At 67.3% G+C, this 26,515-nt stretch carries 25 protein-coding genes and 1 pseudogene; 15 read left to right on the top strand and 11 right to left on the bottom strand.

Features of this window, described 5'->3' with window-relative positions; genetic code table 11:
* Positions 1-37: 37 nt before the first annotated feature.
* The 4 genes from G341_RS0102230 to G341_RS0102215 are packed head-to-tail and all read right to left on the bottom strand — an operon-like array spanning position 38 to position 2,300.
* Positions 38-664 carry a DUF4232 domain-containing protein gene (locus G341_RS0102230; protein WP_018177476.1) on the bottom strand — a complete coding sequence of 209 codons (627 nt, stop codon included), beginning with the start codon at positions 662-664 and terminating at the stop codon, positions 38-40.
* 25 nt (positions 665-689) lie between these two features.
* Positions 690-1,094: a VOC family protein gene (locus G341_RS0102225; protein ID WP_018177475.1), complete on the bottom strand. Its 405-nt coding sequence runs from the start codon at positions 1,092-1,094 to the stop codon at positions 690-692.
* A gap of 10 nt (positions 1,095-1,104) precedes the next feature.
* A complete protein-coding gene (locus G341_RS0102220) occupies positions 1,105-1,500 on the bottom strand; it encodes a helix-turn-helix transcriptional regulator (protein ID WP_051092587.1) in 396 nt (131 codons plus the stop codon).
* 38 nt (positions 1,501-1,538) lie between these two features.
* Positions 1,539-2,300, bottom strand: coding sequence for an IclR family transcriptional regulator (locus tag G341_RS0102215; RefSeq protein ID WP_018177473.1), 762 nt, complete (start codon positions 2,298-2,300; stop codon positions 1,539-1,541).
* Between the two features lie 141 nt (positions 2,301-2,441).
* Between G341_RS0102215 and G341_RS0102210 the strand changes: the two genes are divergently transcribed.
* Together G341_RS0102210 and G341_RS0102205 are read left to right on the top strand one after the other, a co-directional pair.
* Positions 2,442-3,692, top strand: a complete 1,251-nt coding sequence (locus G341_RS0102210; protein ID WP_018177472.1) for a DUF6986 family protein — start codon at positions 2,442-2,444, stop codon at positions 3,690-3,692.
* Positions 3,693-3,698: 6 nt separating this feature from the next.
* A complete protein-coding gene (locus G341_RS0102205) occupies positions 3,699-4,505 on the top strand; it encodes a bifunctional allantoicase/(S)-ureidoglycine aminohydrolase (protein ID WP_018177471.1) in 807 nt (268 codons plus the stop codon).
* Positions 4,506-4,605: 100 nt separating this feature from the next.
* Here G341_RS0102205 and G341_RS0102200 read toward each other — a convergent pair whose 3' ends face one another.
* Positions 4,606-5,328, bottom strand: a complete 723-nt coding sequence (locus G341_RS0102200; protein ID WP_018177470.1) for an aspartate/glutamate racemase family protein — start codon at positions 5,326-5,328, stop codon at positions 4,606-4,608.
* Between the two features lie 16 nt (positions 5,329-5,344).
* Positions 5,345-6,883: an NCS1 family nucleobase:cation symporter-1 gene (locus tag G341_RS0102195; protein ID WP_018177469.1), complete on the bottom strand. Its 1,539-nt coding sequence runs from the start codon at positions 6,881-6,883 to the stop codon at positions 5,345-5,347.
* A gap of 138 nt (positions 6,884-7,021) precedes the next feature.
* Here G341_RS0102195 and allB point away from each other — a divergent pair, with 138 nt between their 5' ends.
* From allB to G341_RS0102175, 4 genes are read left to right on the top strand one after another with little or no spacing between them, the layout of a single operon-like run.
* The gene (gene allB, locus G341_RS0102190; RefSeq protein WP_018177468.1) at positions 7,022-8,359 is read left to right on the top strand and encodes an allantoinase AllB; all 1,338 of its coding nucleotides are present in this window, start codon (positions 7,022-7,024) and stop codon (positions 8,357-8,359) included.
* Positions 8,359-9,009 (top strand): DUF1345 domain-containing protein, encoded by a 651-nt coding sequence (locus G341_RS0102185; protein ID WP_018177467.1) that lies wholly within the window; start codon positions 8,359-8,361, stop codon positions 9,007-9,009. The genes allB and G341_RS0102185 overlap by 1 nt, the downstream gene beginning before the upstream one ends.
* A gap of 10 nt (positions 9,010-9,019) precedes the next feature.
* Positions 9,020-9,853, top strand: coding sequence for an alpha/beta fold hydrolase (locus tag G341_RS0102180; RefSeq protein WP_018177466.1), 834 nt, complete (start codon positions 9,020-9,022; stop codon positions 9,851-9,853).
* A 13-nt stretch (positions 9,854-9,866) separates the two neighbouring features.
* A complete protein-coding gene (locus tag G341_RS0102175; RefSeq protein ID WP_018177465.1) occupies positions 9,867-10,571 on the top strand; it encodes a hypothetical protein in 705 nt (234 codons plus the stop codon).
* Here G341_RS0102175 and G341_RS0102170 read toward each other — a convergent pair.
* Entirely contained in the window at positions 10,536-12,173 is a 1,638-nt protein-coding gene (locus tag G341_RS0102170) for an ABC-F family ATP-binding cassette domain-containing protein (RefSeq protein WP_051092585.1), read from the bottom strand. The genes G341_RS0102175 and G341_RS0102170 overlap by 36 nt on opposite strands.
* A gap of 135 nt (positions 12,174-12,308) precedes the next feature.
* On the opposite strand from G341_RS0102170, the gene G341_RS0102165 reads away from it, so the two are divergent.
* The gene (locus tag G341_RS0102165; protein ID WP_018177463.1) at positions 12,309-13,508 is read left to right on the top strand and encodes an endonuclease/exonuclease/phosphatase family protein; all 1,200 of its coding nucleotides are present in this window, start codon (positions 12,309-12,311) and stop codon (positions 13,506-13,508) included.
* Here G341_RS0102165 and G341_RS0102160 read toward each other — a convergent pair.
* The 4 genes from G341_RS0102160 to G341_RS20735 form a co-directional block, all read right to left on the bottom strand.
* Positions 13,445-15,286 carry an ABC transporter ATP-binding protein gene (locus G341_RS0102160; RefSeq protein WP_018177462.1) on the bottom strand — a complete coding sequence of 614 codons (1,842 nt, stop codon included), beginning with the start codon at positions 15,284-15,286 and terminating at the stop codon, positions 13,445-13,447. The two genes, G341_RS0102165 and G341_RS0102160, sit on opposite strands and share 64 nt — an antisense overlap.
* Positions 15,283-17,013, bottom strand: a complete 1,731-nt coding sequence (locus tag G341_RS0102155; RefSeq protein WP_018177461.1) for an ABC transporter ATP-binding protein — start codon at positions 17,011-17,013, stop codon at positions 15,283-15,285. The genes G341_RS0102160 and G341_RS0102155 overlap by 4 nt, the downstream gene beginning before the upstream one ends.
* A 99-nt stretch (positions 17,014-17,112) precedes the next feature.
* Entirely contained in the window at positions 17,113-18,567 is a 1,455-nt protein-coding gene (locus tag G341_RS0102150) for an NAD-dependent succinate-semialdehyde dehydrogenase (RefSeq protein WP_018177460.1), read from the bottom strand.
* Positions 18,567-19,070: a nitroreductase family deazaflavin-dependent oxidoreductase gene (locus G341_RS20735; RefSeq protein WP_018177459.1), complete on the bottom strand. Its 504-nt coding sequence runs from the start codon at positions 19,068-19,070 to the stop codon at positions 18,567-18,569. The genes G341_RS0102150 and G341_RS20735 overlap by 1 nt, the downstream gene beginning before the upstream one ends.
* A 104-nt stretch (positions 19,071-19,174) precedes the next feature.
* Between G341_RS20735 and G341_RS0102140 the strand changes: the two genes are divergently transcribed.
* The 8 genes and pseudogenes from G341_RS0102140 to G341_RS23710 all read left to right on the top strand — a co-directional run.
* Complete coding sequence (locus G341_RS0102140; RefSeq protein WP_043450340.1) at positions 19,175-20,722, top strand: ATP-dependent DNA ligase; 1,548 nt, start codon at positions 19,175-19,177, stop codon at positions 20,720-20,722.
* Positions 20,723-20,748: 26 nt separating this feature from the next.
* Entirely contained in the window at positions 20,749-21,324 is a 576-nt protein-coding gene (locus G341_RS0102135; RefSeq protein WP_018177457.1) for a mismatch-specific DNA-glycosylase, read from the top strand.
* A gap of 75 nt (positions 21,325-21,399) precedes the next feature.
* Entirely contained in the window at positions 21,400-23,949 is a 2,550-nt protein-coding gene (secA2, locus tag G341_RS0102130; RefSeq protein ID WP_026303145.1) for an accessory Sec system translocase SecA2, read from the top strand.
* 13 nt (positions 23,950-23,962) lie between these two features.
* Positions 23,963-24,565 (top strand): CDP-alcohol phosphatidyltransferase family protein, encoded by a 603-nt coding sequence (locus tag G341_RS0102125; protein ID WP_018177455.1) that lies wholly within the window; start codon positions 23,963-23,965, stop codon positions 24,563-24,565.
* Between the two features lie 48 nt (positions 24,566-24,613).
* On the top strand, positions 24,614-25,018 hold the full coding sequence (gene gcvH, locus G341_RS0102120) for a glycine cleavage system protein GcvH (RefSeq protein ID WP_018177454.1): 405 nt from the start codon (positions 24,614-24,616) through the stop codon (positions 25,016-25,018).
* A 160-nt stretch (positions 25,019-25,178) separates the two neighbouring features.
* On the top strand, positions 25,179-25,649 hold the full coding sequence (gene garA, locus G341_RS0102115; protein WP_018177453.1) for a glycogen accumulation regulator GarA: 471 nt from the start codon (positions 25,179-25,181) through the stop codon (positions 25,647-25,649).
* 71 nt (positions 25,650-25,720) lie between these two features.
* The gene (gene ftsR / locus G341_RS0102110; protein ID WP_026303144.1) at positions 25,721-26,395 is read left to right on the top strand and encodes a transcriptional regulator FtsR; all 675 of its coding nucleotides are present in this window, start codon (positions 25,721-25,723) and stop codon (positions 26,393-26,395) included.
* Positions 26,396-26,423: 28 nt separating this feature from the next.
* Positions 26,424-26,515, top strand: a pseudogene (locus tag G341_RS23710) (bifunctional nuclease family protein); the annotation flags it as partial.

Raw genomic sequence — 26,515 nt, 5'->3', positions numbered from 1 at the left:
GTCTGCAACCTCAACCATTCTTGAGGTCAACACCGAGCTAGTGACGTTCGACCGCCTGCACTCCGAGTTGGTGCACATCCGGGCTCGTGGAGGCACAGGCCGTCGTCGAATGCGCGAGATACACGGATTCGCGACTGTTGGGCGGGTAGACGCGGAGACCGGACGCGCGCATCGGGGTGCATCTGGCCGCGGGATAGTTCTCCACGTTGGCGGCCCGGAGCTGGGCGGACGCCGTATCTCCGGGGTGGAGGGAGACCGGTCCGAACGTGTCGCCGTCGCGCTGGGCCGGCGAACCGATGGGATCGCTATCCGGGCCGCTGACGTAGGAGACGCCCGGGAATCCGTCGAGCACGCAGGTGTGCGACGACCGGTTGGTGAAAACGATTGTGAAATAGGTGCTTCCGGCGGCGCCGTTGCCATCGGACAGGCTCGTGTCGAGCTGGTCCACGCGGCAGACGCCGGGACCACCGGATCCCTGGTCGGGGGAGGTGGTGGTGCCGGCGCCCGCGGTGGTGGTCGATGTCGTCGGCATCTGCGTGGTCGACTCGGTCGAGACGGCCGACGGTTGGCTACTGCCCGTGTCCGACCCGTCGTCCGAGCAGGCGGCGACGATGATCACGATCGTTGCGAGTCCGGCGGCGTATCCGAGGTGAGTGCGTGCCATCGCCTCAGTATGCGCGCCGACGCCCTCAGAGTTGGTTGATACGCAATAGATTTCCGGACGGATCGCGGAAGGCGCAGTCGCGAACGCCGTAGTCCTGGTCGGTCGGTTCCTGGATGACGTCGGCGCCTGCGGCCTCCAGCTTGGCGAACAGCGCATCGAGGTCGTCCGTGGCCAATGTCAGTGCACCGTATGAACCTTTGGCGATGAGATTGAGGATCACCTGCTTCTCGTCATCGGTGATGCCCGGATCGGCCGCGGGCGGCGTCAGGACGATCGAGGTGCTCTGTCCGGGAGGGGCGACGGTGATCCAGCGCATGTCGGCGTAGCCGACGTCGTTGCGGACCTCGAAGCCCAGCGTGTCGCGGTAGAAGGCCAGCGAGGCCTCGGGGTCGATGTGGGGGAGGAATGCGTAGTGAATGGTGATGTCCATGGCCGCAACACTATTGCGGCGGTGCGTGCGGCGCTTCTCGATTCCTGATCGGTCGGGTCACCTGTCGGGCCAGGCATGCGGGGATGCCCTCGGCGGCCCGGGAGTGATCGCGTCGGTACACGCTCGGCGCGACGCCGACCAGTTCCGTGAATCGGGTGCTGAAGGTGCCGAGCGAGGAAAACCCAACGGAGAAGCAGATATCCGTCACGCTCTGATCGCCGCGTCGCAACAGGGTCATCGCCCGTTCGATGCGCCGGGTCATCAGATACTGGTAGGGCGATTCGCCGTAGATGCGTTTGAATTCGCGGCTGAGATGCCCGGCCGACATGTAGGCGCCGCGCGCGAGGGCCTCGATGTTCAGCGGCTGCGCGTACTCGCGGTCGATGCGATCGCGGACTTTCCGCATCACGACGATGTCATCGATCTCTGCCACTGGTCGGGCTCCTAGATGCCGGAGCCGGACAGCGCCTGCGACAAGATATCGGTCGCTCGACGCAGCGCCGGGATGGCGCGTTCGGCGAAGTCGTCGTCGACCCGCGAGGTGGGTCCGGAGACGCCCAGCGCCATGGGGGTCGGCGCCCCCGGCACGGCCATCGCGTAGCAGCGCACGCCGAGTTCGAGCTCCTCGTCGTCGAGCGCGTAGCCCTGTTCACGAATCCGCTCCACCTCGGCGAACAGCGACGACAGGCTGGTCAGCGAATTGGGCGTGGGCGCCGGCATGCCGGCCTGGGTGATCAGTCGCGCGATCCGCGGGTCGTCCAGGACCGCGAGCACCGCCTTGCCGACACCGCTGTTGTGCATGTTCACCCGGCGGCCGACCTCGGTGTTGGTGCGCATCGTGTGCGGCGACGGCACCTGGCCGGTGTAGATGACCATGTCGCCGTCGAGAACCGCGAGGCTGGCCGACTCGGCCAGTTCGTCGACCAGCGAATGCAGCACCGGCGAGGCGAGCGCGCCCAACTGTCGATTGGCCACCTCGCCCAGACGAATCAGGCGGGGGCCCAGGGCATATCGGCGGTTGGTCAGCTGCCGTACATGGCCGATTCCGACCAGCGTGCGCAGCAGGCGATGAATGGTCGGCAGCGGTAGGGGCGTGCCCTCGGCGATCTCGCTGAGGGCGCACTCGCCCCCGTTGCGGGCGATCACCTCCAGGATGTCGAAGGCGCGTTCCACCGATTGGACGCCGGACGTCGTCTGCGCGGGCATGATCAAACGATACCGGTCGGCGACTGGTGAATTCCATGAACCGGAAAGCAGCATGGAATTGGACGGGTCATTTCAGTTGCGATGCGACAGAAGACACCCATATAATCCACAATGCGGAAAACAAATTCCAGGAGGGCCTTGGTGCTGAGCGATGACGACTATGCCGCGATCGACTCGCGACTCGCGGCTGCCGACGCGGCGCTGCTCAGCGGCTATCCCGGAGACGACGGACGCCGGCAGCCGGTGCAGACGGCGTATGTCTCCGCCGAGAAGTACGGGTCGACCCTCGCATCGGACTGGGGTCGGCAGGCGCTGGCCGCGGCCGACGATGCCGGTGGGGTAGCGGCGGTCGCCGAGCTCGTCGGGCTCACCGACGCCGCCTTGCCGCCATTGGTGATCGACAAGCTGCGGACCGAACCCATCGAGGACCTGCGCGTCGACTTCGAGGACGGATACGGCCATCGCGCCGACGACATCGAAGACGCGGACGTCATCCGCTGTGCCCGTGAGGTTGCCGAGTCGGTTGCCGACGGTGGAGCACCGCCGTTCATCGGGATCCGGTTCAAGTGCTTCGAGGCGCCCACGCGCGCTCGCGGGATCCGGACGCTGGACATGTTCCTCGCCGAACTCATCGCCGGCGGCGGTCTGCCGCCGGGCCTGACGCTGACGCTGCCGAAGGTGACGTCGGTCGATCAGGTGCGGGCGATGGTCGACGTCTGCGAGCGTCTGGAGCTCGCGCACGGATTGCCCACGCGGCGCCTGGGTTTCGAGGTGCAGGTGGAGACCCCGCAACTGATCCTCGGGGCCGGCGGCACGGTCCCCGCGGCCCAGCTGATCCACGTCGCCGACGGGCGGGTGTCGTCGCTGCACTACGGCACCTACGACTACTCGGCCTCGCTCGGGATCGCCGCGGAGTACCAGTCGATGGAACATCCGGCGGCCGACCACGCGAAGAACCAGATGCAGCTCGCCGTCGCCGGCACCGGTGTGCATATGTCCGACGGCTCCACCAACGTGATTCCCGTCGGCGACGCCGACACGGTCGCCGCCGCGTGGCGATTGCATGCGCGGCTGGTCCGTCGCCATCTGGAACGCGGCATCTACCAGGGATGGGACCTGCATCCGGCGCAGCTGGTCACCCGGTACCTGGCGACGTACGCCTTCTACCGCAATGGATTCGACGCCGCCGCGACCCGGCTGCGCAACTACGTGCACCAGATCGATTCATCGGTGATGGACGAGCCGGCCACCGCCCGCGCCCTGGCCGCCTACCTGGGCCGCGGACTCGTCTGCGGCGCCGTCACGGCCGACGAGCTGACCGCGGCCACCCGGATCGACGTCGCGACGCTGCAGGCGCTTGCGCTGAACAAGCCACTCCCAGAAGGAAAGTGAGTCCCGATGTCCTACTACGCTCCGCACGGTGGTCTGCCGCCGCAGTCGCAGCTGCTGACCGGCCGCGCCGTTGTCACCGAGGCCTACACAGTGATCCCGAAGGGCGTGCTCAGTGACATCGTGACCTCGGTGTTCCCGGGCTGGACCGGCACGCGGGCCTGGATCCTCAACCGGCCGGTGGCCGGCGGGGCGACGACGTTCGCGCAGTCCATCGTCGAGGTGGAGCCGGGCGGCGGCTCGGACAAGCCGGAGCCGCAGGCCGAGGTCGAAGGCTTCGTGTTCGTGCTCGAGGGCGAGCTGACGGTGTCGATCGGCGGGCAGACGCACACGTTGACCGAGGGCGGATACGTCTACGCCCCGGCCGGCGAGACGTGGAGCGTCACGAACGCCGGGTCGGTCCCGGTTCGCTTCCAGTGGATCCGCAAGCGGTACGAATGGCTCGACGGCTACACCCCGAAACCGGTGGTGGGCAACGAGAAAGACATCACGCCGAGTCCGATGCCCGATACCGACGGCAACTGGCGCACCACCCGCATGCTCGACCCGCAGGACCTCACCTACGACATGCACGTCAATGTCGTGACATTCGAACCCGGCACGGTGATCCCGTTCGCCGAGACGCATGTGATGGAGCACGGTCTGTACATGCTGCAGGGCAAGGGCGTCTATCGGCTCAACGATGACTGGGTCGAGGTGGAGGCCGGCGACTACCTGGCGCTGCGCGCGTTCTGCCCGCAGGCCTGCTACGCGGGCGGGCCGGAGCCGTTCCGCTATCTGCTCTACAAGGACGTCAACCGGCAGGTAACTCTCTAGCCGAGCCCAATCGCCGCCTGCCAGCGTTGTCGATCGGCTCGCATAGGACCGCACTATTGCGAGCCTCCTCCGCCTTGGCAGATCGGCGACTGGATCTCGACTAGTTTCCGATAGGCCAGCCGGTGACGCGCTTCTTCCGGGGAGTGGCGTAGGTGCGCACCTTGGACGTCGAAAGCCCCAGGCGCACCAGGCCTTCCGCGATGGTGACCGCCGCGCGCACGCCGTCCACGATCGGGACACCGGTCGCCGCGGCGACCTTCTCCTCGAGTTCGGCCATGCCGCCGCAGCCGAGGCAGATCACCTCGGCGTGATCGCGTTCGACGGCCTCGCGCGACTGCTCGACGATCGCGGCCACCGCCCGATCGGGATCGGATTCGAGTTCGAGCACACCGAGTCCGGAGGCGCGGACCGACGCGCAGCGTGTGTCCAGGCCGGCGAGTTTCAGCCGATCCTCGATCAGCGGGACCGTGCGATCGAGCGTGGTCACCACGGAGTACTTGTGGCCGAGGTACATCGCCGTCGACGCGGCAGCCTCGGTGATGTCGACGACCGGAACATCGAGCAGCTCCTGCAGCCCCTCCCGGCCGTGCTCGCCGTAGCCGGCCTGGATCACCGCGTCGTAGGGCTCGGGATAGCGGGTGATCGCATCCATCACGGCGATCGCGGCCAGGTACGACTCGAAATTTCCCTCGCAGGAATCGGCGCCGAATCTCGGTGTGATGCCGATGATGTCGGTCCCCGCTGACGCCACCGAGCGCGCGGACTCGGCGATGGCCGCGGTCATCGATTCGGTGGTGTTGACGTTGGCGACGAGGATGCGCATCGATGCGGGCCTTTCTTCAGTGCTTGCTCGGGACGGCGATCTCCTCGCCGGAGACGTCGTCATAGCGGCGCCAGGAGTTGCCGCCGTTGCGGTCGGCGATCAGGGTGACCAGGACGTACATCACGACACCGGCCCCGGCGCCGATGAACCAGGAGTAGTCGGCCGCGCTCTTGAGCGCATCCACCAAGGTGACGACCAGCGCGATCGCCGCGGACGGCACCAGCGCGATGATCGCCAGGGGATTGACGCCCCGGACGTAGCTGTAGGTGGAGCCCGGCCGATCCCGGTACAGGTCAGGCACATTCACGCGGGTGCGGCGCATCATCCAGTAGTCGGCCATGATGATGCCGAACAGCGGACCGAGCACGGCGCCGAGGCTGCCGAGGAAGTACGTGATCACCGTCGGCGAATCGTAGAGATTCCAGGGGAGCACGATCAGGCCGATCGTTCCGGAGATCATGCCGGCCCGGCGGAAGTTCATCTTGGCCGGGAACAGGTTGTTCAGCGCGTAGATCGGGGCGACGAAGTTGGCCATCAGGTTGACGGCGATGGTCACGATCAGCAGCGCCAGGCAGGCGAGCACGAGAAGGGTTGTGTTCGGGATGGTCTGCACGACCTGTGACGGCGAGTCGATGATGGTGCCGTTGATCTTGAACTGGCCGCCGACCAGGATCACGCCGACCGCGCCGAAGATCATCATGTTGATCGGGATGCCGAAGAAGTTGCCGCGCACGATCGATCGGCGCGACGCGGCGTTGCGGGTGAAGTCGCAGAAATTGAGTACGAAGGTGCCGTAGATCGCGACCCAGCCGCCGGCCGCGCCGATGATCTTCACCCACATGTCGAGGCCGTGCTTGGCATGCGGCGGTGTCCAGGCGATGGAGAAGTCGACCTTGGTCAGCATCCAGATGGCCAGGGCGACCATCGTGACCATGATGATCGGCCCGGCGTAGGCCTCATATTTACGGATGGTCTCCATGCCGTAGCTGACAATCACCATCTGCACTGCCCAGAGGACCAGGAAGGTGATCCAGCCAAGGGTCGACAGCCCGAGGAAGTCGTTGTGATCCCAATCGGCCGCGCTGGGCGCGATCGCCACGATGAGGACGCGGAACACCAGCGTGGCGAGGTAGGTCTGGATGCCGAACCAGGCGATCGCGACGACGCCGCGGATGATGGCCGGAATCTGCGAGCCGCGGATGCCGAAGGCGATCCGGCTCATCACCGGGAATGGCACGCCGGTCTTCTCGCCCATGAACCCGGACAGGTTCAGCAGGAGGAACAGGAAGACCGCGCCGGCGGCGAGGGCCACGAGGATCTGCCAGCCGCCGAGGCCCAGCGCGAACAGGCTCAGCACGAACCCGTAGTTGCCGAGGCTGTGCACATCGTTGGCCCACAACGCGAAGATGTTGTAGGAGCGCCAGGTTCGGCCCGCACGCTTGGTCGGTGCGAGATCCTCGTTATAGAGGCCGGGGCTCAGATCGGCGGTGGCGACGGCGCCGCCCGGGGGATCGATATCGGGGCTGGAGACCGCGGTGGGCTCGGAGGGCGCCATAGACGTCACTTTCGCTATGTGAGAATAAGCTTCCGCTCAACTGATCAAGTAACCCTCATGACACCGGTCACTGTCAAGCTGCAATACCGTATTACGGAATTTGAGTTGCGTCGTGTGAAAGTGGGTATCGTAAGCGTCATGAGTGACTTCGATCTGGTGGTCCGTGGCGAACGCATTCTGACGACTGCCGGAATTGTGGCCAGAGAGATCGGCATCCGCGACGGCCGAATCGTCGCCATCGAGCCATTCGGTAACGGATTGACGGCGCCCGAGATCATCGAGCTCGACGCCGACCAGGTGATGATTCCCGGGCTGGTCGATACCCACGTGCACGTCAACGAGCCGGGTCGCACCGAATGGGAGGGTTTCGAGTCGGCGACCAAGGCGGCCGCGGCAGGCGGGGTCACCACCCTGGTCGACATGCCGCTCAACTCGATCCCGCCGACCGTCAACGTCGAGGCGCTGCAGCTCAAGCGCGCAGCCGCAGGCCCCAAGGCCTATATCGACGTCGGGTTCTGGGGCGGGGCCATCCCGGGCAACAAGGACGATCTGCGCGAATTGCACGACGAGGGCGTCTTCGGCTTCAAGTGCTTCCTGCTGCATTCCGGGGTCGACGAGTTCCCGCATCTCACGGCCGATGAGATGGAAGCGGACATGGCCGAACTGGCCTCGTTCGACTCGTTGATGATCGTGCACGCGGAGGATTCTCGGGCGATCGACCGGGCGCCGCATGCCGAGGGCAGCCAGTACTCGCGATTCCTCGCCTCGCGTCCGCGCGGCGCCGAGAACGTGGCCATCGCCGAGGTCATCGAGCGGGCGCGTTGGACAGGTGTGCGGGCGCATGTGCTGCATCTGTCGTCGTCGGACGCGCTGCCGATGATCGCGTCGGCCCGCCGCGACGGCGTCAAACTGACGGTCGAGACCTGCCCGCACTACCTGACGCTGCTGGCCGAGGAGATCCCGAACGGTGCCACGGCGTTCAAGTGCTGCCCGCCGATCCGCGAGGCATCCAATCGGGAGCTGCTCTGGAAGGGCCTGGAGGACGGCACCATCGACTGCATCGTGTCCGACCACTCGCCGTCCACGATCGACCTCAAGGACGTCGAGAACGGCGACTTCGGGGTCGCGTGGGGCGGGGTCGCGTCGCTGCAGTTGGGGCTCTCGCTGATCTGGACCGAGGCCAAGCGCCGCGGTATCGCGCTCGAGCAGGTGATCGAGTGGATGGCGGTCAAGCCGGCGCAACTGGCGGGAATGACCCGCAAGGGCCGGATCGCGCTCGGCTGCGACGCCGACTTCGCGATCTTCGCGCCCGAGCAGGGTCAGGTGGTCGACGTGCACAAGCTGTACCACCGCAATCCGGTGTCGCCCTATGACGGCAAGGCCTTGGCCGGCGTCGTATCGGGTACGTGGTTGCGCGGCAAGCGGATCGACTTCGAGACCCCGCACGGCCGGCTGCTGCGGCGCGGCGAGGCCTGATGACCCGGACCTGGCCGATCATGCCGTGGGGCGCGACCAGTCGCGTGCTGGTCTCGATGGTCGCGGGCGTGCTGATCGGCCTGGCGGTCGGCCTGTCGACTCGGGGGCTGGTGGGCATGCTCGCCGGGATCGCAGCCGGTGCGGCGCTGTTCGTGATCTCGGGGTGGGTGGTGTTGTGGCCGCAGGATGCGGACGCGACCCGGCACCATGCCCGCCGGGAGGATCTTCGACCCGGTCTCGACGAGTTGGTCGTCGTGGCCGCTGCCGTCGGCGGCCTGGTCGCCGTTATCGCGTTGCTCGTCGTCGGGCACAGCCATGACAACAAGATCGCCGCCGCGATCGGCATCGCGGCCGTCGTGATGTCCTGGGCCGGCCTGCATCTGATGTACTCCGCGAAGTACGCCTACCTGTACTACAACGGCGATGAGACGGGCGGCATCAACTTCAACAATCCGGACGAAGCGCCCGCGTTCCGGGACTTCATGTACTTCAGCTACAACCTGGGCATGACCTACCAGGTATCGGACACCTCGGTGACCAATTCCGAGATCCGGGCGGTGACGTTGCGTCATTGCATGATGTCGTACATGTTCGGCACGGCGATCCTCGCGACGACGATCAACCTGGTCGTGGGGATCGTGTCGGGCTAACTTGGGTGCTGTGACGGACTACATCGAGATCACCACCGACGCCGGCACCTTCGACGCGATCGCGGCCGGGCCCGTCGACGGTCGACCGGTGCTGCTGCTCCATGGCTTTCCGGAGGCTGCGGTCGAATGGGAGCATCAGGTCGCGGTCTTGGGCGACAGCGGGTTTCGGGCCATTGCGCCGGATCAGCGCGGCTATTCGCCCGGTGTGCGGCCCGAGCGCGCGGCCGAGTACGACATCGATACCCTCGCCGACGACGTCGCCGCGATGGCGGACGCGTTGGGGCTCAAGCGGTTCGACGTCGTCGGCCACGACTGGGGCGGGGCGGTCGCCTGGCGGGTCGCCGATCGGCACGCCGAGCGGCTGCGCAGCCTGTCGGTGATCTCGACCCCGCATCCGGCCGCGCTCGCGGCGGCGTGGAAGTCGGACGAGGATCAGCAGCAGCGTTCGCGGTACATGATCGAATGGCGCAGCGCCGGACCGACCGAACGCGCGATGCTGGCCGACAACGCAAAAGCCTTGCGGGGGTTCTTCGATCGCCGCGTTCCACCGTCACGCATCGACGAGTACGTGACCCGCCTCTCGGAGCCGGGTGCGCTCACGGCCGCGCTGAACTGGTACCGCGCCGGCGGTCCGGGGACGAAGATCGGCCGGGTCGACGTGCCGACGCTGTACGTGTGGGGCACCGAGGATGTCGCATTCGGATCGACCGCCGCGCTCGGCACCGCCGACTGGGTGAGTGGCCCGTACCGTTTCGAGATGCTCGAAGACGTGTCCCACTGGATTCCGGAAGAGGTGCCCGAGCAGCTGACGTCGTTGCTGGTGGAGCATCTGGCGTCGACGTAGCCGGGCGATATCGATGGGCGGTGTGATGGAAGCGGTCGGCCACTACTGGTGGCTGATCTTCGTCTTCGGCGGTTCGATCGGCGGCGCCGTGAAGTCGGCCGCGGTCTGGAACGAACGGCGGGCCCAACGGCGGCAGGAACGGTATCTGGCACGGCAGCAGGCGAAGGTCGCGCAGGCGCAGCTGAAGGGCGCGGATCGCCAGGACGCGCAGGCACGGCGGCAGGAACTGCGGGCGCTGCAACGCACGCACGACGACGTCGACGAGCGCTGGTTCGGCTTCGAGACGAATCTGTCCACGCTGCTGGACTTTCCGATGATGACCGACATGCGTGAGCCGCTGACGGTCGACTTCCACAAGGCGCGGCGTCGGGCCGAGCTCACCCGCCCGGTCGATCCCGAGACCGGGGCGCCCGCCGACCACGTCGACGAGATCGCCCTCGAGGTGTACCGCGACGCGGTGCACGACTATGCGACCGCGTTCGACGTTGCCGAGGCGGAGGCCAGGCGGCGACGGCGCGGCGACTTCTCTGCGATCGAGCAGGAGCGGCTGGCCAAGGCGCAGCGATTGCTCAGCGTGGCAGCCGATTCCGGCGCGACGATGGCCGAACGTCGGGCCGCCTACGAGCGGGCGCGCAAGGAACTCGATGGGCTGCTGGACATTCCGGCGCCCGCCGCCGAGGCGCTAGAGCGTGGGATCGCCGGGGAGCTCGAGCGCTGATGTCCCCGGGGTCGACGTGACGGCGCCGTTCTCATCGAGCGCGAGAACCGTGTCGATCCCGATGTCGCGCAGGAAGCGGTAGTCGTGGCTCACGACCAATAGAGCGCCGCGATAGGCCGCGAGTGCTTCGACGAGCTGCCCGACGCTGGAGATGTCCAGGTTGTTCGTCGGCTCGTCGAGGATCACCAGCTGCGGCGGCGGTTCGCGCAGCAGCAGTGTCGCCAGTGATACCCGGAACCGTTCGCCGCCGGACAGGGTCCGGATCGGACGATCGGCCGCGTCCCCGCGAATCAGCAGTCGTGCCAATCCGTTTCGAATATCGCCCGCGACCGCGTCGGGTGCAACTGCCTGCACATTCGCGAGTGCGCTCGCGTGGTCGTCCAGTTCGTCGAACCGCTGCGGCAGGTAGGCGACCCGCTCGGTGAGCAGTCGTCCGTGCGGGCGGGCCGGATCGACGTCCGCCGCACCCATGAGCCGGCGCAGCAGCGCCGTCTTGCCGGAGCCGTTGGGCCCCACCAGCGCTACCCGCTCCGGCCCCTGCACCACGGTCGTCCGGTCGCCGGCGGTGATCTCGGCGATCCGCCGACCCCGGGACACATCCGGGTCGGGCAGCGTCAGGTTGATGTGGTCGTCGTCGCGTACTCGGGTGTCGGCCGCCCGCACCGCGGCGTGTGCGGATGCGACCTTGTCGTCCAAACGATTTCGCATCGCACCCGCGGATACCTGGGCGTTCTCGGCACGCCGGCCGGCGACGATCTTCGGAATGCCGCCGTCGCGCTGGGTCTTCTTGGCGTACTGGGCGCGCCGGGCGAGTTTGGTCTCCGCCTCGATCCGCTGCCGTTTCTCCACCTTGAGGGTCTGCTTCGCCGACGTCACCGCGGCGGCCGCGGCCGCCTGTTCCTGCTCGAGGGCCGCCTGCCATTCGCTGTACGGGCCGCCGAAGACCTCCAGCCGGCCGCCGTACAGCTCGGCGGTGTTGTCCATGCGCTCCAGCAGATCCAGATCGTGGCTGACGACGACCAGGGTTCCCGGCCAGTCATCGACCAGGTCGGATACCCGTGCGCGGGCCGCGCGATCGAGGTTGTTGGTCGGCTCGTCGAGCAGGGAGATCGGCGTGCGACGCACCCGCAGTCCGGCGATCGCGATCAGCATCGATTCGCCGCCCGACAGCTCGTCGACTCGACGATCGAGTCGCATCCCGGCGAAGCCTATCCGGGCCAGCACTTCGGCGGCCCGCGCCTCGATATCCCAGTCGTCGCCGACGATCTCGAAGAGCCGCGGCTCGGTGTCGCCCGCCTCGATGGCCTGGATCGCGGAGATGACCGCGCCGATCCCGAGTAGATCGGCCACCGACGAGTCGGCGTCGTAGCTCGCGGTCTGGGGCAGATAGCCGACGGGTCCGGCCGTCTCGATGGTTCCGGAGGTCGGCGTCAGCTCGCCGGCGATGAGCCGCAGCAGCGTCGACTTGCCGCTGCCGTTGCGGCCCACGAGCCCGGTTCGGCCGGACGCAAACGTGCCGGCGATGCCGTCGAGCACGGTGCTCCCATCCGGCCAGACGAAGGTCAGGTCGGCGAAGGTGATGGGCGCAGATGGGGTAGACACGGTGAACTCCAAGCAGGCGATTCTCGAGGCCGAAGGGGCCGGCGATCGTGGGCTGGTCAGCGAAGGGCGACGACGAAGTTCACGAAAACGACCGTAGCACCCAGAATTCGGGCACGCATTCGATTAAATGTCCGCATGCCGATCGTCATCGATAAGCGAATTCACGTCCTGGGTGCACTCGACGCGGCGACCACGCGACTACCGGCGCTGCCGCTGCCGCGCAGCCGGTGGAGCGCCGTCGACGGCATGGGGGTCACCACCCGGACCGGGTTGGCGCCGGCGGCGATCGGGGCGCTCGTGGGCGTGATCGTCGGGACCATCGGCGGCGCGATCGCGGGCTCCCCGGGTGCCGGTGCCGGGTATGGCGCTCTGGCGGGCGCGGTGATCGGCCTCGTCTGGGGCGTGTGGCGGTTCGCCCGGCGGCCGCGCCGTGTCGAGCGGCCGGCGCCCGCCGCGATCGCCCGGGGCCCGCAGACGCTGAAAGTGTTGGAGTACAACGTGCATGGTGGCATGGGCGGCCCGGGCGAATACTGGGCGACATCCAACGATCTGAATCGGCTGGCCGATGAGATCGCGAAATACGACCCGGACATCGTGCTGATGCAGGAGCTGGACCGCTTCGCATTCCGCTCGAATTTCACCGACACGCTCGCTGCGCTGCGGCGTCGGCTGAATCCGGATGGGGCCGTGATGGCGCCGTCGATCGAGAAGATCTACGGGCGTGAGGAAGGACCGGGCATCCTCACCTTCCACGGCATCACCATAGTCGACAGCCGGGGTCTGCGGATTCCGGATCCGTTCGGCAACAACACGACCCGGCGGTTCCGGGCGATCGCCGATAACTACGCGGCGACCGCCTCGAATCTGCTCAAGCGCAAGCGGCAGTGGCATCCGTTCCGGCAGCCGCCGGAATACCAGCCGCGGGGTGCCGCGGACACCCTGGTGCGACTGCCGGATGGCACCGAGATCCGGGTGATCTCCGGACATTTCAGCTCGCCCCGGCCGGGGGCCGACGAGCAGCGCCGCCAGATCGATGCCATCGCCGAGACCGTCGGCAGCTGGGACGGGCCGACGATCCTGGGGGCCGACTTCAACGTTCGCGACGGATCGCCCGAGTTCGCGCGCGAGCACGAGGTGTTCGCAGCGGTGGGGCTGCAGGAGTCGACGGCGGGGGCGCCGCCGAACAGCGACCGCGTCTACGCCTCACGGCATTTCACGGCCGCCAACCCGCAGAAGCTCGTCGCGCCCGAAGGGGTGGCGCCGGCCAGCGATCACTCGCCGGTGCTGGTGGAGCTGACGATGTCTTCCTCGTCCGCGAACGCACCCTCGAACTGAGCCATGTAGAGCCGCCAGTACGCACCGCGCGCCGCGATCAGCGCGTCGTGGTCGCCCTGCTCGACGATCCGGCCGTGCTCCATCACCACGATGGTGTCGGCATCGCGAATCGTCGAAAGTCGGTGTGCGATGACGAAACTCGTGCGGCTCTGCCGTAGGGCGTTCATGGCGTGCTGCAGCAGCACTTCGGTTCGGGTGTCGACCGAGCTGGTCGCCTCATCGAGGATGAGGATGGCCGGATCGGCCAGGAAGGCCCGGGCGATCGTCGTGAGCTGCCGTTCGCCGACGGAGAGGACACCGTCCTCGTCGAGCACGGTGTCGTAGCCGCCGGGCAGGGCATGCACGAATCGATCGACGAATGTCGCGCGCGTCGCCGCATAGAGCTCTTCGTCCGTCGCTGACTGGTTGCCGTACCTGATGTTGTCAGCGATCGTGCCGTGGAACAGCCAGGTGTCCTGCAGCACCATCCCGATCCGGGAGCGGAGCTCGCCGCGCGGCACCGTGGCGATGTCGGTGCCGTCCAACAGGATCGAGCCCGAATCGACCTCGTAGAACCGCATCAGCAGATTGACCAGCGTCGTCTTGCCGGCGCCGGTGGGCCCGACGATGGCGACGGTCTGGCCGGGCTCGGCGACCAGACTCAGGCCCTCGATGAGCGGGGCGTCGGTATAGGAGAAGTCGACGTCGCGGAACTCGACACGGCCGCGAGTCGGTGCCGGCAACTGCTCGGTGTCGTCCGGTGACTGCTCGGATGCGTCGAGCACCTCGAAGATCCGCTCGGCCGACGCGACGCCGGACTGCAGCAGATTGACCATCGACGCCAGCTGCGTCAGCGGCATCGTGAACTGCCGCGTGTACTGGATGAAGGCCGTGACCTCGCCCAGCGTCATCGAGCCGGAGGAGACGCGCAGCGCGCCGACGACGCAGACGATCACGTACTGCAGATTGCCGAGGAACATGTTGATCGGCATCACCAGGCTGGACGCGAACTGGGCCCGGAACGAGGCCTGCATCAGTTCCTCGTTCTTGCTGTCGAACTGGCCCTGCACCTCACGGCGCCGGCCGAATACGGTGACCAGCTCATGGCCGGAGAATGCCTCTTCCACCTGGGAGTTGAGCGCTCCGGTGTGCTTCCACTGGGCGACGAACTGCGTCTTGCTGCGTTTCATCACCATTGCCGCGGTCATGACCGACAGCGGGATGGTGACCAAGGCAATGACCGTCAGCAGCGGCGACGTCACCAACATCATCACGAGGACGCCGACCACGGTCAGCCCGTTGACGACGAACTGCGAGAGCGTCTGCGACAGCGATTGGCCGAGGTTGTCGATGTCGTTCGTGACCCGGGACAACAACTCGCCCCGCGGCTGAGAATCGATGTAGGTCAACGGAAGTCGATTGATCTTCGCCTCGACCCGCTCGCGTAGCGTTCCCATGACGCGTTGCACGAGACCGGCCAGGATCCAGGCCTGCAGCCACATCAGCAGCGATGAGGCCACATAGACGATCGCCGCCCAGAGCAGGATATTGCCGACCTTGTCGAAGTTGATGCCCGAGCCGTGATGCTTGTAGTGCGAGAGCGCGCCCCGGTACACCTCGTCGACCGCGAATCCGATGATCCGCGGGCCGAGCACGCTGCACACCACCGATCCGATCGACAGCGCGACGACCGCGATGAGCGATACCCGGTGGGGGAGCAGAAGGCCGAACAGCCGGCGTACGGATGCGCCGAAATCGTTCGGCTTGGTGACCGGCGGTGCCATTCCGGGCCGGGTCATGCGCTCGCCTCCACTCGTCGCTGCGATTCGGCTATCTCGCGGTAGGTCTCGCAGGTCCGCAACAGCTCGTCGTGCGGCGCCAGCCCGACGATGCGCCCCGCGTCGAGGACCAGGATCCGGTCGGCGTGCTCGATCGTGGACACCCGCTGGCCGACGATGATCACCGAGGCGGCGCGCACCCGCGGAGCCAGCGCCGCGCGCAGTGCTGCATCGGTCGCGAGGTCGAGGGCCGAGAAGCTGTCGTCGAACAGGTAGATCGGCGCCTGGGTGACGAGAGCCCGTGCGATGCAGAGCCGCTGCCGTTGGCCGCCGGACACATTGGTGCCGCCCTGCGCGATCGGCGCATCGAGCCCGCCCAGTTCCCGGACGAAGTCGGCGGCCTGCGCAATGGTCAGCGCATCCCAGAGCTCCTCGTCGGAGGCGTCTGGACGGCCGTAGCGCAGATTGGTCGCCACCGTGCCGGTGAACAGGAACGCGCGCTGCGGAACGATCCCGACGTGACCCCAGAGGGCGTCCGCCGGGAGGTCGCGCACGTTGTGGCCGTCGATCCGTACGGCGCCGCCGGTGACGTCGAAGAGCCGGGCGATGAGCGAGACGAGCGTGGACTTGCCGGAGCCGGTCGACCCGATCACGGCAAGCGTCTCGCCGGGAGACACGGTGAACGACAGGCCGGCCAGAACCGGGGAGTCGGCACCCGGATAGCTGAATTCGACGTCGTCGAATTCGATTGCGCCGCTGATCGACTCGATGTCGGACGGGGTATCGCTGGGTCGGACCGACGGCTCGGTGAGCAGCACCTCGCCGATGCGATCGCCGGAGACCGAGGCCCGCGGGATCATCATCACCACGAACGTCGCCATCATCACCGACATCAGGATCTGCATCAGGTAGTTCATGTAGGCCGTCAGCGACCCGATCTGCATCGTGCCGTCGTTGATCCGGTGCGCGCCGAACCACCAGACGGCGACGGTCGACAGGTTCATGATCATCATGACCACGGGGAACATCAACGACATCAGCCGCATCACCCGGACACCGGTGGTGGTCAGATCGTGGTTCGCGGCGCCGAACTTGGCGACCTCGGTGTCCTCGCGGACGAACGCCCGGACGGTTCGGATACCGGAGAGCTGTTCGCGCAGAATACGATTCACGACGTCCAGGAATCCCTGCAGCGCCCGGAAGCCCGGCACCAGGCGGGTGATCAGGAAACCCATCAGTACGCCGAGGATCGGCACGGCCACGGCCAGCAACCACGACATCTGCACGTCTTCGTTCAACGCGGCGACGATGCCGCCGACCGCCATGATCGGCGTCGAGATGGCCATCGTCAGCGCCATCATGATGACCAGCTGCACCTGCTGGACATCGTTGGTGGTGCGGGTGATCAGCGACGCGGCGCCGAACTTGTTGACCTCGCGCTGCGAGAAGGTGCCGACCGCGTGGAACAGCCCGGCCCGGGTATCCCGGCCGAAGGCGGCGCCGGTGCGGGCGGCGAAGTAGGTGGCGGTGATCTGCGCCGCGATCTGTACCACCGAGACGACGAGCATGAACCCGCCCTTGCTCCAGATGGCGCCCTCGTCGCCGCGGACCAGGCCGTCATCGATGATGGCGGCGTTCAGCGACGGCAGCCACAGGTTGCACAACACGCTGATGACCTGGAACACGATGATCAGGCTGATCGACTGGCGATGCGGATACAGCTTGGTTCGAACCAACCACCACAGCACTGCGCGCCATCTCCGATCCCCGGGGCTCTCGCGGCCGACTGCCGACGAGCGTCTCTACGTTACTTGCCGTGCCTAACGGCGGCGACGCATTTACTGACGTTAGGGGAGGGCCAAATATTTGGTCTCGAGGTATTCGGCGATGCCTTCGCTCCCGGCCTCGCGGCCGATGCCCGATTCCTTGACGCCGCCGAACGGCGCGCCGACATCCGAGACGACGCCGCGATTGACGCCGACCATGCCGGATTCGAGCGCTTCGCCGACTCGCATGACGCGGTCGAGGCTCCGCGAATAGAAGAACGCGGCGAGGCCGTACTCGGTGTCGTTCGCGGCGGCGATGCCGTCGGCCTCCGTGTCGAACCCGACGATCGCCGCGACCGGACCGAATACTTCTTCGCGCAGAATCCGGGCGTCGGCGGAGACGTCGGCCAGCACCGTCGGCGGGTAGAAGTGGCCCGGCCCGTCGATCGGCGTACCCCCGGTGACGATGGTCGCGCCCTTGTCGACCGCATCGGCGACCAGCTCGATCACCTTGTCGCGCTGCTTCTCGCTGATCAGCGGGCCGACCTGGATGCCGTCGTCGACCCCGTTGCCGATCGTCAGCTCTGCCATCCGGTCGGCAAGACGCTGCGTGAACACCTCGCGAACCGAGTTCTGCACGTGGAACCGGTTGGCCGCGGTGCAGGCCTCGCCGATGTTGCGCATCTTGGCGGCCATCGCGCCGTCGATCGCGGCGTCCATATCGGCGTCGTCGAAGACGAGAAACGGTGCGTTGCCGCCCAACTCCATCGATGTCCGAAGGACATGGGGCGCGGCGCCGGCCAGCAGCTGCCGGCCGACCGCGGTGGAACCGGTGAAGGTGAGCTTGCGGAGCCGGGGGTCGGCCAGGAGGGGATCGGTGAGCCCGGCCGCATCGGTGGTGGGCAGGATCGACAGCACGCCGGGCGGCAGGCCGGCGTCGGCGAAGACCTGCCCCAGCAGTTGCATGGTGATCGGGGTTTCGGCGGCCGGCTTGACGATCATGGTGCAGCCGGCGGCCAGCGCCGGGCCGATCTTGCGGGTTCCCATCGCGAGCGGAAAGTTCCACGGGGTGATCGCCAGGCAGGGACCAACCGGCGCGCGGGCCACCAGGATTCGACCGGTTCCGGTGGGCGAGGCGGTGTAGCGGCCGTTGATCCGCACCGCTTCCTCGGCGTTCCAGCGCAGGAATTCGCCGCCGTAGGTGACTTCGCCAGTCGACTCGGCCAGCGGCTTGCCCATTTCCAGCGTCATCGCGAGGGCGAAGTCGTCGGTGCGGTCGATCAGCAATTCCCATGCGCGACGGATGATCTCGGCACGCGTGCGCGGCGCGGTCGCCGCCCAGTCGGCCTGCGCGGCCGCCGCCTGCGACAGGGCGAGCAGCCCGTCGGCCTCGGACGCGTCGGCGACCGAGATCAGCTTCTCCTCGGTCGCCGGATTGAATACGTCGAACGTTCCGCCGCTGGTCGCCGGCACCTGCGTGCCACCCAGCCACAGGCCGGTCGGGACGGTGGCGAGAAAGTCTGCGATCCGGGTCATCAGGTGGCTACCTCTTTCCGTGTCAGCACGCCGACGGGGAACGAGCGGCCCGCTTGTTCTTCATATACCCGCATACCCGGATATACACGCGCGAATATCTCTTTGCATTCTGCCGCCTCGTGCGCGTCGCTGACCTCGCGGAACTCGACCGGCCACCGGTGTCCGCGAACCTCCACGTCGGCCTCGCCGGCCGCGCGCAGATTGAGAAACCACGCAGGCGTGCCCGGTGCCCCGGCGTTGCCGGCGATCACGATGACGTCGTCGCCGCGGAAGACCGACATCAGGGCGACCGACCGCGGCCGACCGGATTTGCGGCCGCGAACGGTCAGCGTGAGGACCGGCGCGGACAGCCACACCCGCGTGTACGCGCGCGCCAACAGGCTGTTCGGATGGCGCGCATGCCAGCGGGTGATCACCGCCGCCGGGCCGCCGAACCGAGTGGTCGCCAGGTGGTTCAGTCGCGCTCGTGCTCGTACCCACAGATCCTTTTCGGTCTTGCTCATGATGTGACGCTAGAACCACGAGCACGGGTCGTCGTCCGCCCAGGGCACCATTTTCGGCTCCTACCGTGGGCTAGCCTCGCTTCATGCCTGCGTCCGAGTCGGTGCTGCTGCTGCGCGACGTCGTGGCGGCGGGAGCCGCGGTGACGGCCACCCGATCCCGGTTGGCCAAGACCACGGCGCTGGCCGCGCTGCTCGACAGGGCGAGCGACGCCGAACTGCCGGTGGTGGTGGCGTGGTTGTCCGGCGACACCGGGCACGGTCGGCTCGGTGTCGGCTGGCGCTCGCTGATCGACCGCGAGCATGCTCCGGCCGAGGTCGACACCCTCACTGTCGCCGCGGTCGACGCGGCGTTCGCCGATATCGCGGCGATCTCCGGCGCCGGCTCGCAATCGCAGCGCGCCGCGGTGATCGACGGCCTGCTCGGGCAGGCCACCGCCGCCGAACAACGTTTCCTGATTCAGTTGATGCTCGGGGAGCTGCGCCAGGGCGCACTCGAGGGGGTGATGGTCGAGGCGATCGCGAGCTCGACCACGGTCCCGGCCGCGGCGGTGCGGCGGGCGCTGATGCTGAGCGGGTCGCTGGCGCATACCGCGGCGACCGCCCGCGCCGGCGGAGTCGACGCGTTGTCCGCGGTGGGACTGGAGGTCGGCCGGCCGCTGCGGCCGATGCTGGCATCCCCGGCCGGCTCGGTATCGGCCGCCCTCGAATCGCTCGGCGGCCCGATGAGCGCCGAGTTCAAGTTCGACGGCGCCCGAATTCAGGTGCACCGCAACGATGATCGGGTATGGGTATTCACCCGGACGCTGGCGGATGTGACCGCCCGGGTGCCGGAGATCGTCGAGCAGGTGCTGACGTTGCCGGTGACGTCGGTGGTGCTCGACGGCGAGACGCTGGCGCTCGACGATGCGGGCCGGCCTCGGCCGTTCCAGGAGACGATGAGCCGGTTCGGCAGCGCGAACGGATCCGATGCCGCAGAGGTGTTGCGGCCGTATTTCTTCGATTGCCTGCATCGCGACGGGGTCGACCTGATCGATCGTCCGCTGTCCGAACGCCTGGACGCGCTCGACGCCGTCGCGGCGGCGCATCGCATTCCGGCCGTGACGATTTCGGCCGCGACGGCCGACGCCGAGGCGCAGATTTCGGGGCAGTTGCGGTCGGCGCTCGCGGACGGCCACGAGGGCATCATGCTCAAGGGCCTGGACACCGCCTACGAGGCGGGCCGGCGCGGCAAGGGCTGGCAGAAGATCAAGCCGGTGCACACGCTCGATCTCGTCGTGCTGGCGGCCGAATGGGGGTCGGGCCGACGGACGGGACTGCTGTCCAATCTGCATCTCGGCGCCCGCGACCCGGACGGCGGCGACCCCATCATGGTCGGTAAGACGTTCAAGGGCCTCACGGATGCGCTGCTGCGCTGGCAGACCGACACCTTTCCCGACTACGCGCGCGACCCCAGCGAGTCGGGACATGTGGTGTGGCTGCGCCCGGAGCTGGTCGTGGAGATCGCGCTGGACGGCGTCCAGGTCAGTCGCCGGTATCCGGGTGGCGTCGCGCTGCGATTCGCCCGGGTGGTCCGGTATCGACCCGACCGGACGGCCGCGGACGCCGACACCATCGACGCGGTACGGGCGTTGCTCCCCAAGCGGGCCAACTAGATTCAGCTCATGGCTAGATTCAGCTGATGGGATTCACCCGTGAAGAACTCGCCGCGTACGCCGACGCCACGGTGCCGGACCTGCTGGGTGAGGGCGCGTGGCAGTGCCGATTGCTCATCGTCGGCATCAATCCGGGCCTGTGGACGGCGGCGACGGGCGCGCATTTCGCGCGTCCGGGCAATCGCTTCTATCCCGCGCTCGCCCGGGCCGGCATCGTCAGCCGGACGTTCGACGCCACCGCCGGGATGGACGACGCGGACCGGCACGAACTGCTCGACCGCGGGGTCGGCATCACCAATCTGGCGCCCCGCGCGACCGCCAAGGCCGACGAGCTCACCGGCGCCGAACTGCGGGCCGGCGGGGAGCGGCTGAATGCGCTGGTCGAGCGGCTGCATCCGACCGTGGTGGCGGTACTGGGGATCACCGCGTATCGGACGGCCTTCGGCATCCGCGGCGCCAAGCAGGGGCGGCAGCCGGCCGATCTGCACGGCGCCCAGCTGTGGGTGCTGCCCAATCCGAGCGGACTCAACGCGCACGAGACCGTCGACTCCCTGGCTGACGCCTATCGCGCGGCGGCCGTCGCGGCCGGGATCATCGACTGACGCATCGACCCTCCGCGTACGGTAGACGCGACGGCCCGTCGCGTGAGCGGCCAGGATGAAGAGGAGTCTTCCCCGGTGGGAAAGCTGACCAACAGCATGTGGCGGATGCTGGGTGCGCAATCGTCGCGCAACCAGAAGAAGTCGATCGCCCTCATCGACGCGGCGGCGTCCCATGAGGACTGGGCCTCGGAGCTTTCCGATGCCGACATCGCCAAGGAGGCCGAGGGGCTGGACGTCGCGACCGAGGACGGGCAGGCCCGATTCCTGGCGATGGCCCGCGAGGCCGCCGACCGTTCGCTGGACATGCGGCCGTTCGACGTGCAGTTGCAGGGCGCGCTGCGACTCCTCGAAGGCGATGTCATCGAGATGGCCACCGGTGAGGGCAAGACGCTGGCCGGCGCGATCGCGGCCGTCGGCTATGTGCTGCAGGGCCACCAGGTGCATGTCATCTCGGTGAACGACTACCTCGCCCAGCGCGACGCCGAGTGGATGAAACCGCTGTTCGACATCTTCAAGATCAGTTCGGGGTTCGTGCACGAGGATTCGACCGCCGAGCAGCGGCGCGCGGCCTACGGCTCCGACATCACCTACGGCTCGGTCAACGAGATCGGCTTCGACGTGCTGCGCGATCAGCTCGTGACGACCGCCGACGAACTGCTGTCACCGACGCCCGATGTCGCGATCATCGACGAGGCGGATTCGGTCCTCGTCGACGAGGCGCTGATCCCGTTGATCCTGGCGGGGTCGGCGCCGGGCGAGGTGACCGATTCGGCCATCCACGACGCCGTCGCCAAGCTGCAGAAGCCGCACTATGAAATCGATACGGAGGGCCGCAACGTCTTCCTCACCGACGAGGGTGCGGAATTCATCGAGGCCGAGCTCGGCGGCATCAACCTGTACGACGAGGAACATGTCGGCACCACGCTCGTCCACGTCAACATCGCGATGCATGCCCACCTGCTGGTCGAGCGGGATGTGCATTACATCGTCCGTGACGGCGGCGTGCACCTGATCAATGCCTCGCGCGGCCGGATCGCGCAGCTGCAGCGCTGGCCGGATGGCCTGCAGGCGGCGGTCGAGCTGAAAGAGGGTCTGGCACAGACCGATTCGGGTGAGGTCATCGACACGATCACCGTGCAGGCGCTGATCGGGCGCTACCCGAAGGTCTGCGGCATGACCGGTACCGCGCTGGCCGCCGGCGAACAGCTGCGCCAGTTCTATGAGCTCCGCGTCTCGGAGATCCCGCCGAACACCCCGAACATCCGCGAGGACGAGCCGGACCGGGTGTACGACAACAAGTTGCACAAGGTCGACGCGATCGTGGAGTTCGTCAAGGAGATCCATGAGACCGGTCAGCCGGTGCTGATCGGCACCCACGACGTCGCCGAGTCGGAGGAGCTGGCGCACCACCTGGGTCGCGCGGGCGTCGAATGCGTCGTGCTGAACGCGAAGAACGACGCCGAGGAAGCCGAGATCATCGCGGAGGCCGGCGCCCGCGGTGCGGTCACCGTGTCGACGCAGATGGCCGGCCGCGGTACCGACATCAAGCTCGGCGGTTCGCAGGGCGAGTCGGGCGGCTCGTCGCATCATGAATCGACCACAGCGCGGGACGACGTCGTCGAGCTCGGCGGGCTCTGCGTGGTCGGTACCGGCCGCTACGACACCGCCCGGCTGGACAATCAGTTGCGCGGGCGTGCCGGCCGCCAGGGCGATCCGGGCCGGTCGGTGTTCTTCTCCAGCATCGAGGACCCGCTGGTCACCAAGAACCTTGCGTTGAAGAAGGATCCGGAGAGCCCGAATGAGGACGGCTCGATGGGGCAGAAGGGCATCGACCTGATCGAGCAGGCGCAGCGCGTGGCCGAGGGCATCATGCTCGAGCTGCATGCCAACACCTGGCGCTACAACCAGCTGGTCAACCAGCAGCGCGACATCGTCGTGGCGCGCCGGATGGAGGTGCTGACCACCGACATCGCGATCGCCGAGCTCAAGGAGAGCGAGAGCAAGCGCTATCAGCAGTTGATCGGTGAATGGACCGAGGACGACGAAGACGAAGCGCCAGAAGCGGATTCGGCGGCGGATTCGGCCGATGCCGAGAAGGCTGACGCGGAAAAGGCCGATGACGACAAGGCCGATGCCGAAAAGCCGGCCGCAGACGAGGCTGACGCTGACAAGGCTGACGCTGACAAGGCTGACGTTGACAAGGCCGACGCTGAAAAGGCCGACGAGGACAAGCTGGCTCCGCCGCCGGACGAGCCGGTGCGGCCGGAGGTGCTCGAGCAGGCGGCTCGGGAGATCGTGCTGTACCACCTGGACCGCGCCTGGGCCGACCATCTCGCCTTCGTCTCCGATGTTCGGGCGAGCATCCACCTGCGGTCGATCGGTCGTGAGAGCCCGCTCGACGAGTTCCACAAGCTGATCCTGGACGAGTTCGCGAATCTGCCCGAAGAAGCGATCACCAAGGCGCGCAAGACCTTTCGTGAGGTGACGATCACCAACGACGGCGCCGATCTGGAGGCTGCGGATCTGCGGCGCTCGACCACCACGTGGACCTACATGGTCCACGACAACCCGTTCAGCTCGGGCGGTGCCAAGGCGCTGCAGGGGATCATCGGCATCTTCCGGTGAGGGGCATCTTCGGGTGAACGAGACGGTCCCGGTGGACGAACAGGTTCCGAGCAATCGGATTTTTACTGTGCCCAACGCGCTGAGCGCGGCCCGGTTGGCCCTGGTGCCGGTGTTCGTATGGGTGCTGCTCGGGCTCAAGTCCGATGGCTGGGCTTTTGCGATCCTGTTCTTCTCCGGCCTGTCGGATTGGGCGGACGGCAAGATCGCCCGCCTAATGGGACAGTCGTCGAAGCTCGGCGCGCTGCTCGACCCGGCCGCCGACCGGCTGTACATGATCGTGATCCCGATCGGCATGGGTATCCGGGAGATGGTGCCGTGGTGGGTGATTGGCCTGTTGATCGGTCGTGACCTGCTGCTGCTCGCATCGGCGCCGTTGCTGCGCACCCGCGGGCTGACGGCGCTGCCGGTGCTCTACATCGGCAAGGCGGCGACGTTCGCCCTGATGTCGGGCTTCCCGCTGATCCTCGCCGGACACACCGATACGACCATCGGTGACATCGTGTATCCCATCGGCTGGGCGTTTCTCATCTGGGGCGTCGGCATGTACGTGTGGTCGTTCGGGCTGTACTGGGTCCAGACCTGGCTCGTGATGCGTAGGCTGCCTGCTGTCAGGTGAATCGCGACCGCTAAAGTTTCCCTTTCAACTGAGCCGAAGGGTGCACATATGAGTGACTCCGCAGTTCCGGATGACCTGCGTTACACCGCCGAGCACGAATGGGTGCAGCGGACGGGCGATACCGTTGTGCGAGTGGGTATTACCGACTACGCGCAGGGTCAGCTGGGCGATGTGGTGTTCGTGCAGCTGCCGGCCGTCGGCGACGATGTGGTGACCGGCGAGTCGTTCGCCGAGGTGGAGTCCACCAAGAGCGTGTCCGACATCTTCGGGCCGCTGAACGGTGCCGTATCCGCCGTCAACGAGGCGCTCGAATCGGCGCCGGAGAAGGTGAATTCGGATGCCTACGGTGCCGGCTGGCTGGTCGACATCACGGTGAGCTCCGCCGACGCGCTGGATGCGGCGCTGGGCGGAATGCTGGACGCCGCCGGCTACCGCGCGATCACCGAAGACTGAAGTTAGTTTCCCGGAGTTAGTTTCCTCCGGCTGTGCGCCACCGCGCCGGCACGGGGTACGGTTTAGGAACACCTGAGCGGGCCACCCACGGGAGTTCGGCACCGGGAGCGCAGCGAGTGAACCGCAGTTCACGAGCTGGTTCGACGATGAAGGAGAAGTAGTGAGCGACAACGCGAACGACGACCAGGACCAGGACCTGGCCGCACCGGTGGAGACCACCTCGGTGTTCCGTGCCGACATCCTCAAGGAGATGGAAGCACCCAGCGGTTCGGCCGCCGAGCCGGCTGACACCGGCGTCGAGCGCCTGCAGCCGGGAACCGCGTTGCTCGTCGTCAAGCGTGGCCCGAACGCCGGTTCGCGATTCCTCCTGGATCAGGCGACCACCTCCGCGGGGCGCCACCCCGACTCGGACATCTTCCTCGACGACGTCACCGTCAGTCGTCGGCACGCGGAGTTCCGGTTGGGCGAGAACGATTTCCAGGTAGTGGATGTGGGCAGCCTGAACGGCACCTACGTCAACCGCGAGCCGGTCGATTCGGCATCGCTCGCCAATGGCGACGAGGTGCAGATCGGCAAATTCCGGTTGGTGTTCCTCACCGGCCCATCCGACAGCGACGCCGCCGGCAAGTGACGTCCCCTGGGTCCGCCCGATCAGATCGGACCGGCGCGAAGCGCGCCGGTGGCGCATCCTCGCCCAAGTCGATCGGCGCGGTGCTCGAACTGCTGCGGCCGGAGTTTCCCGAGATCACGATCTCGAAGATCCGGTTCCTCGAAACCGAGGGGCTGATCTGCCCGGAGCGCTCGCCGTCGGGCTACCGCCGATTCAGCGAGCACGACTGTGAGCGACTGCGTTTCGTGCTCACCGCACAGCGCGATCGCTATCTGCCGCTGAAGGTCATCAAGGAGCAGCTCGACGCGATCGATCGCGGCGAGCAGCCCGGATCGAACACCCGCCTGCTCTCGTCGGTGAAGTCGTGGGTGGCCCCGGCCACCGACTTCTCGGCGACCGGCGGCCGGATCAGCCGCGACACGCTGATCGAGCGGACCGGCGTCGATTCGGCGTTCATCCTCGAATTGCAGCGCGGCGGCCTGTTGACTCCGGGCCCGGGCGGATACTTCGACGAGGACGCCGCGGCATTGGTCGAAGCCGCTGCGGCACTGGCCGATTACGGTCTGGAGACCCGGCACCTGCGGGCCTTCAAGGTGTCGGCCGACCGCGAGGCCGGCCTGGTTGGGCAGATCGCGAACCCGATCGCCAAGGGCAAGGGGACCGGCTCGGGGGAGGGAGCCGAGGAACTGATTAGGGAGATTGCGGCGCTGTCGGTCACTCTGCATACGCAGTTGGTGAAGGCCGCGGTCCGCGACGTATTGGATTAGAGGCGACTCGCGAGCGAGGGAGACTGCGATGGGCGAGATGCGTGTTGTCGGAATCCGGGTCGAAGCGCCACAGAATCAGCCGGTGCTGCTGCTGCGTGAGCGCGTCGGCGACCGTTACCT

It is taken from the genome of Jongsikchunia kroppenstedtii DSM 45133 (genome assembly GCF_000380485.1).
GTDB lineage: Bacteria > Actinomycetota > Actinomycetes > Mycobacteriales > Mycobacteriaceae > Jongsikchunia > Jongsikchunia kroppenstedtii.
This window is presented reverse-complemented; position numbering and strand designations above follow the sequence as displayed.

Excerpts from the sequence above, each read along its gene's own strand:
- G341_RS0102215 (WP_018177473.1), bottom strand. The coding sequence starts at position 2,300 with ATGCCCGCGCAGACGACGTCCGGCGTCCAATCGGTGGAACGCGCCTTC.
- G341_RS0102195 (WP_018177469.1), bottom strand. The coding sequence starts at position 6,883 with ATGGCGCCCTCCGAGCCCACCGCGGTCTCCAGCCCCGATATCGATCCC.
- gcvH (WP_018177454.1), top strand. The coding sequence starts at position 24,614 with ATGAGTGACTCCGCAGTTCCGGATGACCTGCGTTACACCGCCGAGCAC.
- allB (WP_018177468.1), top strand. The coding sequence starts at position 7,022 with ATGAGTGACTTCGATCTGGTGGTCCGTGGCGAACGCATTCTGACGACT.
- G341_RS0102160 (WP_018177462.1), bottom strand. The coding sequence starts at position 15,286 with ATGACCCGGCCCGGAATGGCACCGCCGGTCACCAAGCCGAACGATTTC.
- G341_RS0102165 (WP_018177463.1), top strand. The coding sequence starts at position 12,309 with ATGCCGATCGTCATCGATAAGCGAATTCACGTCCTGGGTGCACTCGAC.
- G341_RS0102200 (WP_018177470.1), bottom strand. The coding sequence starts at position 5,328 with ATGCGCATCCTCGTCGCCAACGTCAACACCACCGAATCGATGACCGCG.
- G341_RS0102205 (WP_018177471.1), top strand. The coding sequence starts at position 3,699 with ATGTCCTACTACGCTCCGCACGGTGGTCTGCCGCCGCAGTCGCAGCTG.
- G341_RS0102135 (WP_018177457.1), top strand. The coding sequence starts at position 20,749 with ATGGGATTCACCCGTGAAGAACTCGCCGCGTACGCCGACGCCACGGTG.
- G341_RS0102175 (WP_018177465.1), top strand. The coding sequence starts at position 9,867 with ATGGGCGGTGTGATGGAAGCGGTCGGCCACTACTGGTGGCTGATCTTC.
- G341_RS0102225 (WP_018177475.1), bottom strand. The coding sequence starts at position 1,094 with ATGGACATCACCATTCACTACGCATTCCTCCCCCACATCGACCCCGAG.
- G341_RS20735 (WP_018177459.1), bottom strand. The coding sequence starts at position 19,070 with ATGAGCAAGACCGAAAAGGATCTGTGGGTACGAGCACGAGCGCGACTG.
- G341_RS0102185 (WP_018177467.1), top strand. The coding sequence starts at position 8,359 with ATGACCCGGACCTGGCCGATCATGCCGTGGGGCGCGACCAGTCGCGTG.
- G341_RS0102220 (WP_051092587.1), bottom strand. The coding sequence starts at position 1,500 with ATGCGGAAAGTCCGCGATCGCATCGACCGCGAGTACGCGCAGCCGCTG.
- G341_RS0102230 (WP_018177476.1), bottom strand. The coding sequence starts at position 664 with ATGGCACGCACTCACCTCGGATACGCCGCCGGACTCGCAACGATCGTG.
- G341_RS0102150 (WP_018177460.1), bottom strand. The coding sequence starts at position 18,567 with ATGACCCGGATCGCAGACTTTCTCGCCACCGTCCCGACCGGCCTGTGG.